Source organism: Magnetococcales bacterium, from assembly GCA_015231175.1.
Taxonomy (GTDB): domain Bacteria; phylum Pseudomonadota; class Magnetococcia; order Magnetococcales; family DC0425bin3; genus HA3dbin3.
On record JADGBZ010000011.1, the window covers coordinates 66,726 to 82,525 of the forward strand.

The 15,800-nt window shown below is 60.0% G+C and carries 14 protein-coding genes; 3 read left to right on the forward strand and 11 right to left on the reverse strand.

The genetic code is table 11. From position 1 onward, the window contains the following. Positions 1-174 precede the first annotated feature (174 nt). Positions 175-774 (reverse strand): tetratricopeptide repeat protein, encoded by a 600-nt coding sequence (locus HQL63_04430; protein MBF0176080.1) that lies wholly within the window; start codon positions 772-774, stop codon positions 175-177. Continuing rightward, on the reverse strand, positions 767-1,495 hold the full coding sequence (locus HQL63_04435) for a phosphatidylserine decarboxylase (GenBank protein MBF0176081.1): 729 nt from the start codon (positions 1,493-1,495) through the stop codon (positions 767-769). The genes HQL63_04430 and HQL63_04435 overlap by 8 nt, the downstream gene beginning before the upstream one ends. A gap of 272 nt (positions 1,496-1,767) precedes the next feature. Between HQL63_04435 and HQL63_04440 the strand changes: the two genes are divergently transcribed. Both HQL63_04440 and HQL63_04445 read left to right on the forward strand, forming a co-directional pair. Continuing rightward, entirely contained in the window at positions 1,768-3,270 is a 1,503-nt protein-coding gene (locus HQL63_04440) for a sulfatase (protein ID MBF0176082.1), read from the forward strand. 7 nt (positions 3,271-3,277) lie between these two features. Next, positions 3,278-4,072, forward strand: coding sequence for a hypothetical protein (locus HQL63_04445; protein MBF0176083.1), 795 nt, complete (start codon positions 3,278-3,280; stop codon positions 4,070-4,072). Here the strand turns inward: HQL63_04445 and HQL63_04450 are convergent. Genes HQL63_04450 through ndk form a run of 5 tightly spaced genes read right to left on the reverse strand, consistent with a single transcriptional unit; the run spans position 4,022 to position 9,128 of the window. Beyond that, positions 4,022-5,743, reverse strand: a complete 1,722-nt coding sequence (locus HQL63_04450) for a hypothetical protein (protein MBF0176084.1) — start codon at positions 5,741-5,743, stop codon at positions 4,022-4,024. The genes HQL63_04445 and HQL63_04450 overlap by 51 nt on opposite strands. Positions 5,744-5,747: 4 nt before the next feature. Then, the gene (locus HQL63_04455) at positions 5,748-6,011 is read right to left on the reverse strand and encodes an acyl carrier protein (protein ID MBF0176085.1); all 264 of its coding nucleotides are present in this window, start codon (positions 6,009-6,011) and stop codon (positions 5,748-5,750) included. 2 nt (positions 6,012-6,013) lie between these two features. Then, positions 6,014-7,588 (reverse strand): amino acid adenylation domain-containing protein, encoded by a 1,575-nt coding sequence (locus HQL63_04460; protein ID MBF0176086.1) that lies wholly within the window; start codon positions 7,586-7,588, stop codon positions 6,014-6,016. Further along, a complete protein-coding gene (gene rlmN, locus HQL63_04465) occupies positions 7,585-8,658 on the reverse strand; it encodes a 23S rRNA (adenine(2503)-C(2))-methyltransferase RlmN (GenBank protein ID MBF0176087.1) in 1,074 nt (357 codons plus the stop codon). The genes HQL63_04460 and rlmN overlap by 4 nt, the downstream gene beginning before the upstream one ends. A gap of 44 nt (positions 8,659-8,702) precedes the next feature. After that, positions 8,703-9,128 carry a nucleoside-diphosphate kinase gene (gene ndk, locus HQL63_04470; protein ID MBF0176088.1) on the reverse strand — a complete coding sequence of 142 codons (426 nt, stop codon included), beginning with the start codon at positions 9,126-9,128 and terminating at the stop codon, positions 8,703-8,705. Positions 9,129-9,418: 290 nt separating this feature from the next. On the opposite strand from ndk, the gene HQL63_04475 reads away from it, so the two are divergent. Further along, positions 9,419-10,288 (forward strand): hypothetical protein, encoded by an 870-nt coding sequence (locus HQL63_04475; GenBank protein ID MBF0176089.1) that lies wholly within the window; start codon positions 9,419-9,421, stop codon positions 10,286-10,288. A 172-nt stretch (positions 10,289-10,460) separates the two neighbouring features. Here the strand turns inward: HQL63_04475 and HQL63_04480 are convergent, their stop codons facing one another. From HQL63_04480 to HQL63_04495, 4 genes are all read right to left on the reverse strand, one after another. Then, the gene (locus HQL63_04480; protein ID MBF0176090.1) at positions 10,461-11,738 is read right to left on the reverse strand and encodes a hypothetical protein; all 1,278 of its coding nucleotides are present in this window, start codon (positions 11,736-11,738) and stop codon (positions 10,461-10,463) included. A 92-nt stretch (positions 11,739-11,830) separates the two neighbouring features. Continuing rightward, positions 11,831-13,768 carry an AMP-binding protein gene (locus tag HQL63_04485; protein ID MBF0176091.1) on the reverse strand — a complete coding sequence of 646 codons (1,938 nt, stop codon included), beginning with the start codon at positions 13,766-13,768 and terminating at the stop codon, positions 11,831-11,833. A gap of 11 nt (positions 13,769-13,779) precedes the next feature. Then, the gene (locus HQL63_04490) at positions 13,780-15,261 is read right to left on the reverse strand and encodes a hypothetical protein (GenBank protein ID MBF0176092.1); all 1,482 of its coding nucleotides are present in this window, start codon (positions 15,259-15,261) and stop codon (positions 13,780-13,782) included. Positions 15,262-15,289: 28 nt separating this feature from the next. Further along, the gene (locus HQL63_04495) at positions 15,290-15,547 is read right to left on the reverse strand and encodes an acyl carrier protein (GenBank protein MBF0176093.1); all 258 of its coding nucleotides are present in this window, start codon (positions 15,545-15,547) and stop codon (positions 15,290-15,292) included. Positions 15,548-15,800: the final 253 nt, after the last annotated feature.

Here is a 15,800-nt window from a genome sequence, read left to right on the forward strand (position 1 = left end):
ACAGTCACGGTTTCGGACATTTTGATTCTCCATATCTTCACCAACTCTGGCTGCTTGCGCCAGAAAGTTTATGTCATTCCAGACCTCATCGTCGGCGTTGTCGCTTTCCTCCTGCTGTTTCATCCAATCCCCGGCATGTGTCCGGTTTCGTCCAACCCATCGCCCGATCCTTCTTCACGGAGATTGGCAAAGATACCGATGACGGCCCTCCATGACCGCCCGCCCGAAATTGAACCCCTGCCACACGCGCTGGCTTTTCGCGAAGGCCCGCCCAGAGACGCCGGCGCGCTCCTTCGGGGAGAGAGAGGGGAGCCGGTGATCACGCTCGGCGCGGAGGAAGAATCGCCAGGCCCCCTTGAGAAGGGCACAGGCCTCCTCATGCCGCCCCGCTTCGTTCATGAGATTCGCCAGACGAGACGTCGCTTCGAAACGGGTCGGATCGAAGGCGACACCCCGTCCGAGGGTGTGGATCGCCTCATCCTTCCGGCCACGATCGACGAGAATGTCGGTCAGCAGCACATAGGCCTCGAAATATTGCGGATCCATGTCCAGAACGCGGCGGGCCGCCCGTTCGGCGGTTGCCGGATCATGCCGCTCCACGAATGCCTCCTCGGCCTCCTCCAGGAGACGTTCGGGTTCGCCTTCGCTGCTGGTGTACCCTTGAAAATAGCAAAACAGCAGCTCGGCGCTCTGCAACAGAACGCGGTGATGCATGACAAAGAGCGCCGCAAGGGCCAGATAGAGCGCAGCCAGAAGGAGATCCGATTTATTCATAGGTCGCCAGCACCGTCTCACCGCCGTAGACGTAGTCCCCCACTTCAGCCTCGATCCGGAGGCCCGGACTCGACTCGATGAGAAGATCGGTTTGCGATCCCCATGAGATCATGCCGAGTTTCTGCCCGGTCACCACCTGCTCCCCCTCTTGAATCCAGGTCAGGATCCTGCCGACGAAGTAGTCCGCGATGCGCACCACGAACACGCGGCGGTGGCGCACATCCACAAATCGAATGGTCTCCCGCGCACTCTTGAGAATGTAGTCGGCGTTCGCCTCGATGGCGAAGGGGGGTAACCCCAACAGCTTCTTCAGCGTGATCCACCCCGGAATCAACTGGGTCAGAATGATTCGGGCCTCGGCACCGGTCATGTTCATATGGGGACCATTGTGGACGCTGATCTGCACCGTCCGGCTCGCGATCGGGGCTCGGTTGATGTGTACGCCGTGGCTGGCCATATAGATACCGATCAGGAAACCGGAGAACGGCGGGTCGGCGGGATCGGTTTTCAGATGGTCGGCGATGGGGACGGCAACTCCCCGCTTGACCATCTCCGGGATCACCCCCGCTTCGACGGGCTTGACGTAGAGCACCGTCCCGTCCGCCGGGGCGACCATCACCTTGCCCGGCGGCGCCTGCCGTGGCGGGTCGCGGACCATGGCACTGTAGAAGAGGTCGGTGACGAAGCTGAACCGAAACAGAAGCGCCATCGCCAGCAGCATAAGCACCCCCATGCCCCAGGCCGGGCCACGCCATCCCATTCTCGTTACGAGTTTTGGTAAACGCATCTGGAAACGTATCCGGGCCGGTTCTGTCGCAATTACACTCGGTTGTAAAGATCCTCCAGATCTCCGCGGGTCACGGTGTCCGAGAGAAAAGGATACCATCCGGAGGTCATGGAATTCAGCGGATAAAATATGCGACAGAACCGCAAGAAAGGCAGATGAACTCCAAGACCCCCGGATGGTATCCTTCCGAACCAGGAGGGGTGCTCATGATCAACTTGGATGGACGTCGAAGCCTCGTCGCAATCGCGACGTTCGTCGTGGCGCTGACGGCGGCGGCATGCCTATTCCTGCTGTCGTGGGGCCGGGTTCTGGAATGCGCCATCGAGGACGCCGCCACGCCGTCCGGCAGAGCCAACCTTCTGTTTCTGACCCTCGACACCGCCCGGGCCGATCATCTGTCGCTTTACGGATACGACCGGGAGACCAGCCCCAACCTGGCCCGCATGGCCCGGGACGGTTTTGTCTTCGACCGGGCCTATACCGTCTCGACCAATTCGGCTCCGTCGCACGCCAGCATGTTCACCGGGCTCTATCCCCGCCAACACGGCCTGGAGAACAATGGCGAAGTCCTGTCTGAACGCAATCTCACCCTGGCCGAACGACTGGCCCGCGATGACTACCGAACCGCCGGATTCGTCGGGTATCACGCCCTGGGGCGGGACTCCGGACTGGATCAGGGATTCCAAACCTTCGCCCACCACGAGGTACCCAGCCACGACCACGACCGCGACGCCATGGTGGTGGACCGGCGTGGCTTCGACGCCGCCATGCGCTGGGTGGATGCCTGGGGCGAAGCGGGCGACAGGCGCCGACCGTTCTTCATGTGGTTCCACTTCCAGAACATCCACGAAAGCTACGACCCCCCACCCCCCTACGACGGACTGTTTCTCGACATCCCCAGGACCAAAACCCGCCCCGGTCTCGGGGCCTTCGATGTTCGCTGCATCGACGACATCTGGACCGCCTTCAAGAGAGATCGCCTGAGGGATCCACACGTCATCCGCGAAATCATCGCTCTCTATGACGGCGAGATCCGCTTCGTGGACGACATGATCGGCACGTTCATGGAGAAACTGCGTGCCCTGGGCGCCTATGATGACACCGTGATAGTGGCCATGGCGGACCATGGCGAAATCCTCTTCGATTACGGCTACCGGAACGGCGTCAAGGTCATGCCGGGGCACACGGGGCACTATTTCGAACCCAGTGCAAGGATCCCGCTGGTCATCAAGCCAGCCCGGGGGTCGTCGCCCCCGGTGACAGGACGCATCGATCTCCTCACCTCTTCCGTGGATCTCTTTCCCACCGTGCTGGATCTGCTGAACCTGCCGGTTGAAAAGCCCGTTCCGGGCATCTCCCTGCGTCCCTGGATGTCGAACACGCCTCCGGTGCGCAGCCGTCGGGCGGTCTTCTTCCAGGACAGGCCCGACAAGGAGATCTTCGTCGGTGTGCGAACCGACCGTTGGAAGCTCATCCGTCGCCAGGGCAGCGAAAACGATCCGGTCGGCTGGACGCTCTACGACATGCGGGAGGATCCCCGGGAGACGCGCAATCTGTGGCTGGAACGTCCGGAGGTGGGCAGACATCTCGCATCGAGGCTCACGGCCTGGGAGGGCGGCCTGACCCCAATCGACTTTGCATCGACGCGCCGCGCACCCGACGAACGCATGCGCCGCGCCCTCAAGGAAGCGGGATACCTAAGGGAGTAGAATCACGATGACCGAATCCACCATGACCGATCACACGCACCGGTTCGACGCCATGAGCCCGGGGCGCAAGGCCGCATACATTCTCGCCTGTTTTGTCCTGGGAGATCTTCTGATTCTCGGCCTGCACCTCGTTTTGGGAGGCCACGACACATTCGGAGCCATTTTCGACCTCGACAAGGAGGGCAACCTGCCCACCTGGTTCTCCAGTTGCAAGTTCAGTGTGGCGGCGTTGGCGGCGGCGCTCTGTTTTCTGGGAGAACGCCGCGCCGGTCTCGGTCTGCGTTTTCGGGCCGCTTGGCTCGCAATCAGCTTGCTGATGCTGTTCATGTCGGCGGACGAGACCGCCCAGTTTCACGAACACGCGATCGAGTGGATCATGAACAGCCCCCTGGGGGGCCTGTTGCGCAGGGCGTTCATGACCGACGTCACTGCGGATGCGCTGCTCTGGGGATTGCTGGCATCGCCGCTGCTGATGGCGCTGGCAGTTTATACGCTCTCTTTCTACTGGACGCGCCTCCGTTCGCGTCCCCTGCTGATGGCTGGCGGCGGTCTGGCCATCGCCCTGTTGGCTGGCGCCTTGACGCTTGAGACCGAAGAGGCCGCCCTGTTGAGCGGCCACGGCGCCTTCTCGCTGGAGGTCTGGAACCATTATCGGGTGCTGACGGGGCTGGAGGAGTTGATGGAGCAACTGGCCGCATCCCTGCTGGCGACCATCCACTTCGCCTACGCCTTCGCGCTTGAAGAACAGCCGTCAAAATCGAATGCCGATGCCGATCAGAAACAGCTCCCAGAGGTCGGATAGCGTGGCGCCTCGGGCGGGGAAGATGAAAATGTGGATCAGGGCGTAAAACTGGACGGTGACGTACATCGACGCCAGATCGAACGGCAGCCATCGGTCCAGAGTCCATGGGCGCCGGGCTCTCGTCCCCTTGGGTTTTTTCAGGATGCGGATCTCCGCCGCCGCCACCCCGAGCCCGAGCAGCAGAAAATAGGGCCACGAGAGGACGTAGTAGTCCAGAACCCCTATCTTGAGCCCCTTTCCGAAGAAGGTCTCGATCATGTGGCCCCACACCATGTTGCCGACGAACAGCGCCGCCATCGTCGCCAACACCAGCCGGGCGATCACACCGAGGCGGCGACTTTGGAAAAAGACCGGATAGAAGAAGGCCCGAACCAGGAACTCCCGATAATGGAAGGTGTAGCGGCGCCAGAATGCCACCAGATTGGTCGCCATCCAGGGCTTGTTGAAATTGGGGTCCATGTCGAAGCCGAAGAGCCGCCACAAACCGACCCGGAAGTGATCGATGCTGGCGAAGATGATCGTCCAACGCACCAGATCGAGCCCCGTCGTCACCAGAACGGAGGTCGTGCCGATCCTTTCGCCGTCCAGATGAGCACGGATCATCGAGACGATGCTGCCCCGATGAACATCGACGCCGTGGGCCGTGAAGAGATCGATCAGCAGATGCCGGATCCACTCTCCCAGCATCAGATAGAGCAGCGCGACCAGCAACAGTCGCACGCCGTTCAGAACGATGGCGTTCTTTTCGCGGCGGAGGAAGAGATCATGCACATAGGCGTAGCCCTGGCCGACCATCGAATTCCATTCCGGACTGGGGATGACCGCCGGCGAGAAGAACACCGTCAGATAGCCGGTCAAGCCCGCATCCGCCGGGATGCGGCCATCCTTGTAATCGATGTGGTACAGGATCAACCGCTGCCACTGGAGGAAGAAGAGCAGCAGCGCGACCGGAAGCTTCCACGCCTTCCATCCGAGCCACCAGGACGTAATCGCAGCGCCGAAAGTGAACAAAAGTGCCGACTGCACGGCGATCCAGCGCAGTGCCTCGGCGAGAAACCGGACCCGCAACAGGGGCTGAACGACGAACCGATAACCCAAGGCGCTTGATCCGACCGTCGCCATCCCCATCCAGTAGGAGTCGATCCCCGGCAAGGCGAACAACCCCAGAGCGCCCGCCGCGGCGCCGTAGCAGAGCGCGACGGTTTTGGACCCGGGCGGGTGCAGAAGCAGAAAGACGACCAGATGCAAGAGACACACCCCCGCCGCGACCGGACCACCGTAGAGAAGCGACAATCCGATGATCGTCCACGCCGCCAGCGCCGGGCGCTTGAACGCCAACGGCAGATAGTAGGCCGAGAGAAAGGCCGCCAGAACGACCAGATAGAGAGCCAACCGTTCGGCTTCGTTGTCGCTGAAACGCTGCGTGAAGGGGATGACGATTTTGGAATCGACGTTGCGGTCCTCGTCGAAAACCCGCTCGGGGGTCCAACCCGCCGCCTGGGCCGCCTCGCCGGGCAACGGCAGATCGAGCAGATCCTGCCAGGCAAAGGTGAAGAGATAGGCGTAGAGGCAGAACGTGGCGAAAACCACCAGGGGAACCCAGTGCCGATGGACATCATGCCGTTTCCGATCGGCGTCGGTCGTCGACGAGGTTCGCAGCATGTTTGTCATGGGTCTATCGGTCTGCGGACGAACGGCGGATCACCATCGCCGTCATGGCGGCGATGGTCTGGAAGTTGTCCCCCGTGATGTCCTGACGGGTGAGCGAGATGCCGAACTCGAACTCCAGAAACATCGAGGCCTCAAGAATCCGCATGGAGTCGACGAACACCTCCTCCAGGAGATCGTCGTCATCGTCCAATTTGCCCTGGGAAGGGGGAAAATCGGTCAGCAGTCGCGCCCGGATGCGTTCCGCGACGCGGGCCCCGTCGTCGGTCATGTTCACTGTGCGACCCCCTTTTCCGCATCGGCGCCGAGGCGGGTTTCGCCTTGGTGCGCGTCCTGATACGCCTTCCAGAGGCGACCATGGTCGGTCTTTCCGTTCGGCAACTTTGGAAAGTCGGTCCACTCCATGGTGACGCCAGGAATCATGTAGGGCGGCAAGCGATCCCCGAGCCGACGGCGCCATGCGACAGCCCCGAGGGGCTCCGAACGGGCAATGAAGGCCACGATCCGGCGCCGGTCGTCATCGTAGCGGATGATGCATCGCTCCGTCCCGGGAATCTCCAGAACTGCGTGTTCGATTTCGCCGGCCTCGATCCTCTGCCCGAGGTGCTTGAACTGGCGATCCTTGCGCCCCACCAGATAGAGCAGCCCGTCCGCCTCGGACCGATATCCCAGATCCCCGGTCAGATAGAACGTCTCCCGATAGGCATCATGCTCCGGGTTTTGGACGAAGACCCGTCGGGTGGCCTGCATGTCGTTCCAATAGCCAAGGCCGACCCCGGGGCCGCCTATGGCGATCTCGCCGACCTTGCCGGCGCCGGTCAGAAGATTCCGATCGTCATCCACCAACAGAATCCGTGCGTCCGCGCAGGGCTTGCCGATGGGAGTTTCCGTCAATGTCGCCAGCTCGTCCCCGAAGATCCAGCAGGTGACATCCACCGTCGCTTCCGCCGGTCCGTAGAGATTGGCGAGCAGCGCCCTGGGCCGACGGCGCCGCAGCCACCGAATGGTCTTCAAGGGCATCGCCTCGCCGGCGAACAACATCTTGCGGGGCAGGTCGTCCTCGACGTCGAGCAGGTCGAACGCCTCCAGCGCCCTGTAGACCGCTGGCACGAAGAAGGTCAGGGTGATGCGCCGTTCGAGCAGGTAGGCGGCCAGTTCCCCGGGAAAGCGAAAACAGCGCTCCGGAATCAGATGCAGGACACAGCCGGTCGCCAGGGTAACGAAGAGATCGAAGATGAAGTGATCGAAAAACATCGGGGACTGGTTGCCGATCACCTCGTCACAGTCGATCTCGAAGGTCGCCACCGCCCATTCGATGTAGTTGATCGCCGCGGCGTGGTGAATGGTCACCCCCCTGGGAATCCCGGTGGTGCCGGAGGTGAAGAGAATGTAGAGGGGATCCCCGGGCTGCGGTTGCGGGGCCCATTCGACCAGAAGTCCGGCCAGGGCACCGTCGTCGAGCGCCGCCACGTCGTCATCGAGCGGCAGGAGGGCGCCGTCGAGCAGAAATCCACCGTCGGCAGCAGGTTCCAGCCAGTGGGGTTCTCCCAGCCGCCGCCGCATCAGGGCCTGCCGCTCCGGCGGGGAGTTTACGTCGATCGGAACGAAGATCCGTCCGGTCAACTGCACGGCCAGAATCGCCGTCACCGCCGCGATCGATTTGGGGCTGGCGATCGCGATTGGACGGCGCCGGTCGTCGTCCAGATGTGGCAGCAGGGCGTGGGCCAGCTCCAGGGCATCACGCCACAGCTCGGCGTAGGTCGCCCGGTCATCGCCGTGGACAACGGCGGTGCGCGCCCCGTGCCGCTCGGCGGCGGGAGCCAGCCATCTGCGCACCGGAGAAGTCATGTCCGAAACGCCGCCACGGTTCGCCGGGCATGGACTCCAGGAAGCCTCCCTTTGAGCTGGCCACATGCGGCGGCAATATCCGCGCCTCGGCTTTCCCGGATCACCGTCACATAACCTGCCGCATGGAGAATGTCCTGAAAGCGCGAGATGGCAGCCGGCGTTGCGGGAAGATAGGGGGAACCCTGCCAGGGGTTGAAGGGGATCAAGTTGATTTTGGAGGGGATCCCGCGCAGATAGCGGGCCATCTCCCGGGCATCTTCGGGGGAGTCATTGACATCGGCCAGCAGCACGTACTCCCAGGTGATGCGCCGGCTCCCCTTCAGGGGATAATCCTGGAGGGCCCGGCGCAGGGCGGCCAAATCATATTTACGATTGAGAGGCACCAGTTCATCACGCAACGCATCGCGCACGGCGTGGAGGGAGATGGCCAGATTGACCCCCAGATCATGGCCCACATCATGCAGCCGGGGCGCCACTCCGGCGGTGGAGAGGGTGATTTTTCGGGTACCAATGGCCACGCCGGAGTCATCCATGAGGATGCGGAGCGCCTTGGCCACGGCGTCGTAGTTGTAAAGGGGCTCGCCCATGCCCATGAGAACAATATTGGTCAACCGTTGGTCGCGGGTGGCCAACTCCTGGCGACACAACAAAACCTGCTCGACTATTTCCGACGTTGTCAGATTGCGGGCAAACCCCTGGGCGCCGGTGTGACAAAAAGGGCAATTCAGGGTGCATCCGGCCTGTGAAGAGATGCACAAGGTTCCCCGTCCCTCTTCAGGAATGAAGACCGTTTCGATAACCTGGCCGTCGGCAAGCTCCAGGAGCCATTTTTCGGTCCCGTCGCGGGCGACCTGATGTTCCACGGGCCGGGGCCGGAGGGGTCCGCAGCTTGCCGCCAGGTGCGAACGAAAATCCTTGGACAGATCGGTCATGGCATCCCATTCGGAGGCCAAACGGACGTAGAGCCAGGACCAGAGCTGCCGAACCCGGTAGGGTTTCTCTCCCCATCCTGAGACGAGTTCGGACAGCTCCGCACGGGACAAGCCGGTCAGACGAACCGGTTCACTCATGCCGCAAATCGGCGAAAAGAAGCACAGGCGTCGTCTGCCGGGCTTCAGCGAGGACAGAGATCCAAATTGCTGAAGAAAAAGGCAATCTCCTGGGCGGCTGTCTCCGGGGCATCGGAACCATGCACGGCGTTGGCGGAGACATCGCTGGCAAAATCGGCGCGAATGGTACCTGGAGCCGCCTTTTTCGGGTCGGTGGCGCCCATGACTTCGCGGTTTTTCTTGATGGCATTTTCACCTTCCAACACCTGCACCACAATCGGGCCGGAACTCATGTAGGCGGTCAACTCATCGTAGAACGGACGGCCTTTGTGTACGGCATAAAAGGCCCCGGCCTGCTCGCGGGACAAATGCATCATGCGGGAAGCAACGATGCGCAAACCAGCGGCCTCGAAACGGGCGACAATCTGGCCAATGACATTTTTTGCCACGGCATCCGGTTTGATGATGGAAAAGGTGCGTTCGACGGCCATAAACTTTCTCCTGATGACTTGGATGGAGTGGGTGAAGGAAGACCCCACCCGGGGCGGAAGCCGTACAAGGCCTCCTCTCGTAATGGAAAACGATCACAAAACGGCCATGAAACCCGCTCTGACCGTTGCGGTGGAGGGTAGCAAAGCCCCATGCCCAGGCCAAGGCATTCCGGGGTGAAAAGACCATTTTCCCTTTGCACCGGTAGCCGCTCATCCTTTATGATGCCAAAGGTGAACCTATGGGCCTGACAAAGGCTTTTGAAAAATATAAAACGGAAGGAGAACGCTTTATGAGACAACTTACCGGGGCGCTGGCCCTGCTGATCGTCGGTGTCACCGCTGCCCCTGCCGGCGCCGGTTCCTGGTATGGGGGTGAGTTTTCGGCTGAGATCGTCATGAGCGCCAAGGACAATCCCTCCAATCAGGCCAGTGGGCGTCTTTTTGTCGGGAACAAGCGCATTCGTGCCGAAGGATCCCATCGGGGTCAGGAAAAAGCAGTGATCATCGATGCTGCCAACCACAAGGCGTGGACCCTCATGCCGGCCAGCAAGCAGTTTTACGAAGGGGTGAGCGATGCGCCGGTTCCGCCTGAACCGGATGTCAAGCCGTTACCCTCGGATCCAGACAGCCCCTGCAACACCAACGCCAGCCAGCTCAAATGCACCAAGGCCGGCGTGGACAACGTGAACGGCATCGCTGCCGAAAAGTGGGTCATGACCCGTTCCATCCAGGGCCGAACCATGCAGGTGACCATGTGGGTCGATCCGCAGCGCCACATCATCGTCCGCCAGGAGGCCCAGGACGGACCGGTCATGGAGCGTCAATTCAAAGGAATGGAAGATGTTGGCGGACGGCAGGCTGAAAAATGGGAGTTCAGTGAGTCCTTTCGTGGCCAAACCGTCACCAATACTCAATGGATCGATGCCCGTTTGCGCATCGCCGTCCGTGGTGTGAGCGGCGACCAGAAATATTTGCTGGAGTTGCGTCACATCAAAGAAGGTCCGCAACCCGACAGCCTGTTCCAATTGCCCAACGATTACCAACAGGTCGCCTCCCCCAAAATGCAGGGTTCGCATGGGCCTGGTGGGGGCAGCCCGCCGGCGCAGGGTGGTCTTCCTGGTGGTTATCCGCCCAACGGCGCTCCCCAACCTCCGCGTTGAATGCTCCCGTTTCCAAAATAAACCTGGCTATGAAAGCCTTCGTCGGGGCTTAGCCCCGAACCCCACCAGGAGGAATGGCGCGGCCCTTCCTCCTGGACCTCCACCCCGGTTTTTCATCCGGCTCAAGGCGCGGCCCTTCCTCCTGGACCTCCACCCCGGTTTTTCATCCGGCTCAAATGGCCCACAACTGACTCAGGCAATCCGGCCACCAATAGACGGTCTCATCATCCTTGAGAGTCAGACCGGCGATAGGTCCATCCTGGGAAAGAACGAACGCAACACAACCAGGACAGTGGCCGATAAAATTGACGGCGGAGTTGTGGCGCGTTCCGTAGTGGGAGAGGTTCACGTTCACAGCCAGGCCATTTTCCTCTTCCGGGCCATGAACTGTCTTGCGCAACCAGCGGGGTGCGACAAGAAGCGAGCCAAAAGATTTGACCCGCAGACGATCGGTCAGGATCAGGGCGCCATCCACGCGGGTCATCTGTGCGAGGAGTTCGATATGCTCGACGATGCGGCGCTTGCATTCCAGAATCGTCTCCTCCACGACACGGGAGTCGGCGATCTGGTTGCCAGCCTTGCGCTGGGCCGACTCCTCCTGACGCTGCAACTCCATGTCACACAAGTCGGCCACCAGGGGCACGCCTTCCGGAATTCTGGCGATGGTGGTGGATGGCAAAATCAAATTTTGTGCTGACTCCAGGCGATCTTCGGGAACCCAGATGATCGTGCCGCCATGTCCCCGATTGCGGGACTCAACCAGAAGGCGGTCCACAAGGTCACGGTATGTGCGCCAATAGGTGACACCAAGACGCCTGAATTCTGGATGGTTTTTGACCACCTTAAGCAGACTCCACCCCATCAGGCTGGCGGTGAAAGGGGCCGATGTGGGACGGGTGAAACGACCGGAATTGAAACGGGCAATGATTCTGCGACCACGAAAGACCGACAAGGATCCAGGCTTCCAGGTGGAGACGGTCAACAAATCCGGGGGGGTAAACCCCTCGGAGAGCGCATCGAAGCGGTTGCGACCACGGATGCTGGCAAAAACCCCTCCCCAAATGTGCAGGGGCTCTTCCTTGTCGGCAATCGGGTTGACGGCCAGGGCAGTGGTGATCGGGTCAAAGGCGGCTGCCAACTTGACAATGGAATCGACCGTAAAAGGCAAAGGATCGGCCAACTCGAAAACCACACTCTCCCCAGACCACCCCGCCTCACCGAATCCAAGGGGATCGACAAACGAGACACTCACCTGAACGGGACGATCCTCTTCACGCTTCAGGCCAGCCAAAAAAACCCTCTCCAGAATACACTGCACATGCACAGGAGAGATGCGCGAACCGGGCAATTGACTCTCTTCGATCTGTCCCCACAGAGTCGAAATCTGCTCAATGATCTGCGAATTGAACAAAGCGCCGTGACCTTGGAAAGCTTGGAAATGATCGCCCATTCTTGATGAATTTTTCCCAAAGGTCCAGGATCGCCAGGAAAACGAAAAACGTACCACAAAGAGTGCTGAACAGTAGCCAAAAAGCGATCGATTCAGAAGCAGGAGTCCTGGAAATATCTCCGGTTGACAACAACACAGCGATGGTCGCAAGGCATGATCTCATACACCATGGAGTGGTGCATGCGGGGTTCATGGCCGCAATAGATCGTGTGACAATGTTTGTGGATGGCCTGCTCCACCTGCCCCTTCCCCAAAATTTCGTTCCATGCGACATCCTTGTAGCCCAAGGTCAGCCCAAACCAGTTGCAGGCAGAAGTACCCGATTCCGCCCGTGCCAGCGAGGGAGAGAACCACAGCAACAAGGTCGTCAACAGGAGTATGACCAGGGCTGTCTTTTGCAGCAGTTTTGCCAGATTCCTTTCCCGGCTGATCTTGCCGCTCGTCGTCTTGACCAACCACCCTTGGGCCACCAGCCTGATTTTGGCAGAGGTGATGTTGAACAATGCGGCAAGGATGCCGGCAACCTCTTTTTTGATCTTCTTGTGGAGTTCCGGTGCGGTTGCATCGGTCTCGGCGATGACGATCAACTCGTGGCTGCCCAGGAGAGGGTCAAACCTGGCCACCGCGACCGCCCGTCCAGCCTTGATGCCGACGACCTGATTGAGAGCCTGCTCCACATCGTGGGCATGAATGTTTTTGCCGTGGATGATCAACAAGTCATCTTTGCGACCTGTGATGTAGAGTCCCCCGCCCCAGATGAAACCGAGATCTCCGGAGTGATACCAACCGTTGCGGATCCGTTCGGCGCTCAATTCCGGCTGTTTGAAATAACCGGTGAAGAGAAAATCTCCACGCATCGCCACCTCCCCCACCTGACCATCCGCCAGGACGGTATCGCCTTCGACAATGCGCATCTCCAGCCCCTCCAATATGGGACCGACCGGCATCAGATGGTGGACGGGTCGGGCAGGCTGGGGTGGGTGAAAACAACGTTTTTCCACCAGGGTTTGTTGATCGACCGCCAAAGGCAGCACCACCTTGCCCAGGGGAGTCTGGGTGGATGCAAAAACCGTCTCGGCCATGGCATAGCTGATCTGCAATTTTTCCCGGGACACACCGCAGGAGGCGAAGGTATGCGCGAACAACGCGAACGTCTCCGCCTTGCAAGGTTCCGAGCAGTTGATGATGGCCTTCAGACTGGAGAGATCATAGGGGGAGCGGGAGGGATCCACCGTTCGGCACAGGTGGTGAAAAGCAAAGTTGGGCAGCCAGACATGGGTGGCTCGATGCAACTCCACTGCGGCAAACAAGCTCTCGGGACGGATGACCCAGGCAAAAGGGTCCAGAGAGACCATGGATGCCCCAACGAGCAAAGGAATGATGAAGCAAGCCAGCAGGCCCATGTCGTGGTAGAGGGGCAACCAACTGGCCACGACAGCATCCGGCGTCAGATCGACCGCCCGGCCATAGACCGCTGCCTGACGCAACACCGCCCGATGGGTCAGGACAACTCCTTTTTTCAGCCCGGTCGTTCCGGAACTGTGCTGTAAAAAAGCCACGTCGTCCGGGCCAATGGCCACCGGAAGCGTGGGATGGGAGATCCTGCCGGCCTGCTGGGGTTGCAGGATCGTTCCGTCACCAAAATCCAGTTTATCCACATGATCGGCCAACCGCCGGTCCGCCACCACCAGGCGCGCACCGATACGTTTGAGCAATTTCCGATGGACCTCCCAATAAATCTCCGGTTCCTGTTTGACCGTCAGAGGCGGCATGAAGGAGGGAACACACCCTGCCAACATGGCTCCCAGGAAGGCCGGGTAGAGATCCATGCCATGGGGCAGAAAAATGGGGATGACCTCACCGGGCAAGGCGCCATGGGCCTGATAGAGACCGGCAAAAGCCTGGGCACGTTCAAGCAGGACGCCATAGGTCAGAGATGTGTTTTTATCTTCCTGAAACAGGTGACAAAAAATCTTTTCCGGCGTCCGGCGACCATGATCCTGCAAAGCGTCGGTGATGGAATGGCTCATCGTTGCCGATTCTAAAACTTTTCGTAGCTCCACGCCAATCCATGTTCGGTTTGACCGGCCAGATCGCCCGTCTGGCCCAGACGATGCTGGATGTTATGCAAAGGCGGCATGCGTTTGCGATCGGCGACCTCAAGGATCCTGCCGAGGCAGGCGTTCACGGTTTGAATGCCCTGCTGCAAAATGGCCTGGGTGTCCGAAGTTCCAGACCCTCCGTATCGTTGCGCCAGGGCCTCGCCACACCGGACGCAGGCGCCAGCCAGAAACTCTTTCTCTTCATCGGCGCCATAGTGCATGTTGGGACCGTGGATGAAGTCGTGCAGCAGGGCCAGGGCCTCTGCGTGACGGTTTTCCCGTTCCAGAAAAGCCACCAGAGAAGGAAGCAGCGGATAAAAAGTCGTGCCCAATTGCAAGGCCCGTTGGTAGAACGCCTTAGCCTGATCCGCTGCACCCAAACGCTGGTGACAATCCCCCAGTGCCGTCAACAACTCGGCCCGCCAGGTGGCGACGGCCCCGGCCATGGGACCATCCGGCAGCGCATCCCAGAAGGTCAACTCCTCCTGGAGGGTGCGCATCTTCCCGAAAGCCTCTTCCAGATCGGTACAGGGCGTCACATCCGGCAGTTCCAAATGCCTGCGCAGGCCGGCCACATATCCGTAATCTCCATCCTTCGTGTTGTAGCGCTCGACGTAGACGCTGCTTGGATAGGGCCTCGGCCCATGAAACCCATACCGGGTCGAGTGGTTGACCCACGTTATCCCGTAGTGGTCGATGATCTGCGGATGAATCGGAAAGGTCGGGCTGAAACTAAGGTGTCCATCCCAGTTTTGTTGGATCTCCCCCCGCAACATGTCGGCACACTGAAAGATTCTGGCGGCCATGTGATAGAAAAAAGGTGTGGTTGGATGGGTGATATCCACGAACAGTTGTTTATGGCGGAAGAGATCCTCGATCAGGCCGGCCACCGACACATCCACCTCCCGATCCAGATCGCGCATTTTGTCAAAATAGAGATCACGGGAGCGATCCAGATCCAAAAATTGACGGATGTCTGTCGTCATGAAGCGCGCCAAGGTATCGAGGGGGGGAAGTTTTTTTTTGAGCAGGCCATGAAAAATACGATCACCGTGGCATCGCCGGTTATCCTCCAGACCATAGGGGCGCGGATAGGGGCGCAGCATGTAGAAAGGCCACAGCAACTCGTGGGAGAGGAGCGGAAAACTCACTTTGCGGCAATGGGCGGGCAGCTTGTCGGCGTAGGCGCACGATTTGTCCCAAAAACTCTTTTGCTGCAAAAAAATGGCACAGTTGGCCAGGAGTTCATCCACGACGACGGGTTCGGTGCTGAGGATTTCGTACCGGCGAACCGGTTCACTGGGGTCGGACACCCGCAGCAGCGCCAACGTGTACTGCCCCACCAACTCCACATCCCTGATGGCCATCGAATAAAAGGCCAGGGATTGACAATTTCCATGGAAAACAATCGCCGGTTTCATCTCTCCCCCTCGGCAGCGACATCCCCCATCAACGGCCTTTCGGCAACCGGTCGAGGATGCCCTGGACCATCTCCCCGACATTCTCGAACACGGTGTCACTGGCCAGAAACCGGATACCGAACGCCCTTTCCACCGCCATGATCACCAGGGTATGACTCAATGAGTCCCACCCCTCCACGTCAGCAGCGGTCGTTTCGGGCGTGATCGTTTCCGGATCGTCGATAAAGAAGATGGGGCAGATCAGGGATCGAAAGGTTGCCAAAACAGTGTCAAAATCGTTGCTCATGATGGATCGCTCACAGACAGGAGAGTCAAGCGGGTGTCCTGAACGACGACTGCGGTGTTGCGGACCACGGCATTCCCCCTTGTTGACAGGAAGTTGACAAAAAATGGCGCTGGCTCATGCCAGCAAGCAATGGGCATGCCGGGGCGAAGCTCTGACAAAGGCTTTCATGTCCAGGCTTTTGTTGACGCAAAAAAACGCTTGAAAAACTGGGATGGAGGTCCAGGAGGAAGGGCTGTGCCCTTCCTCCTGGTGG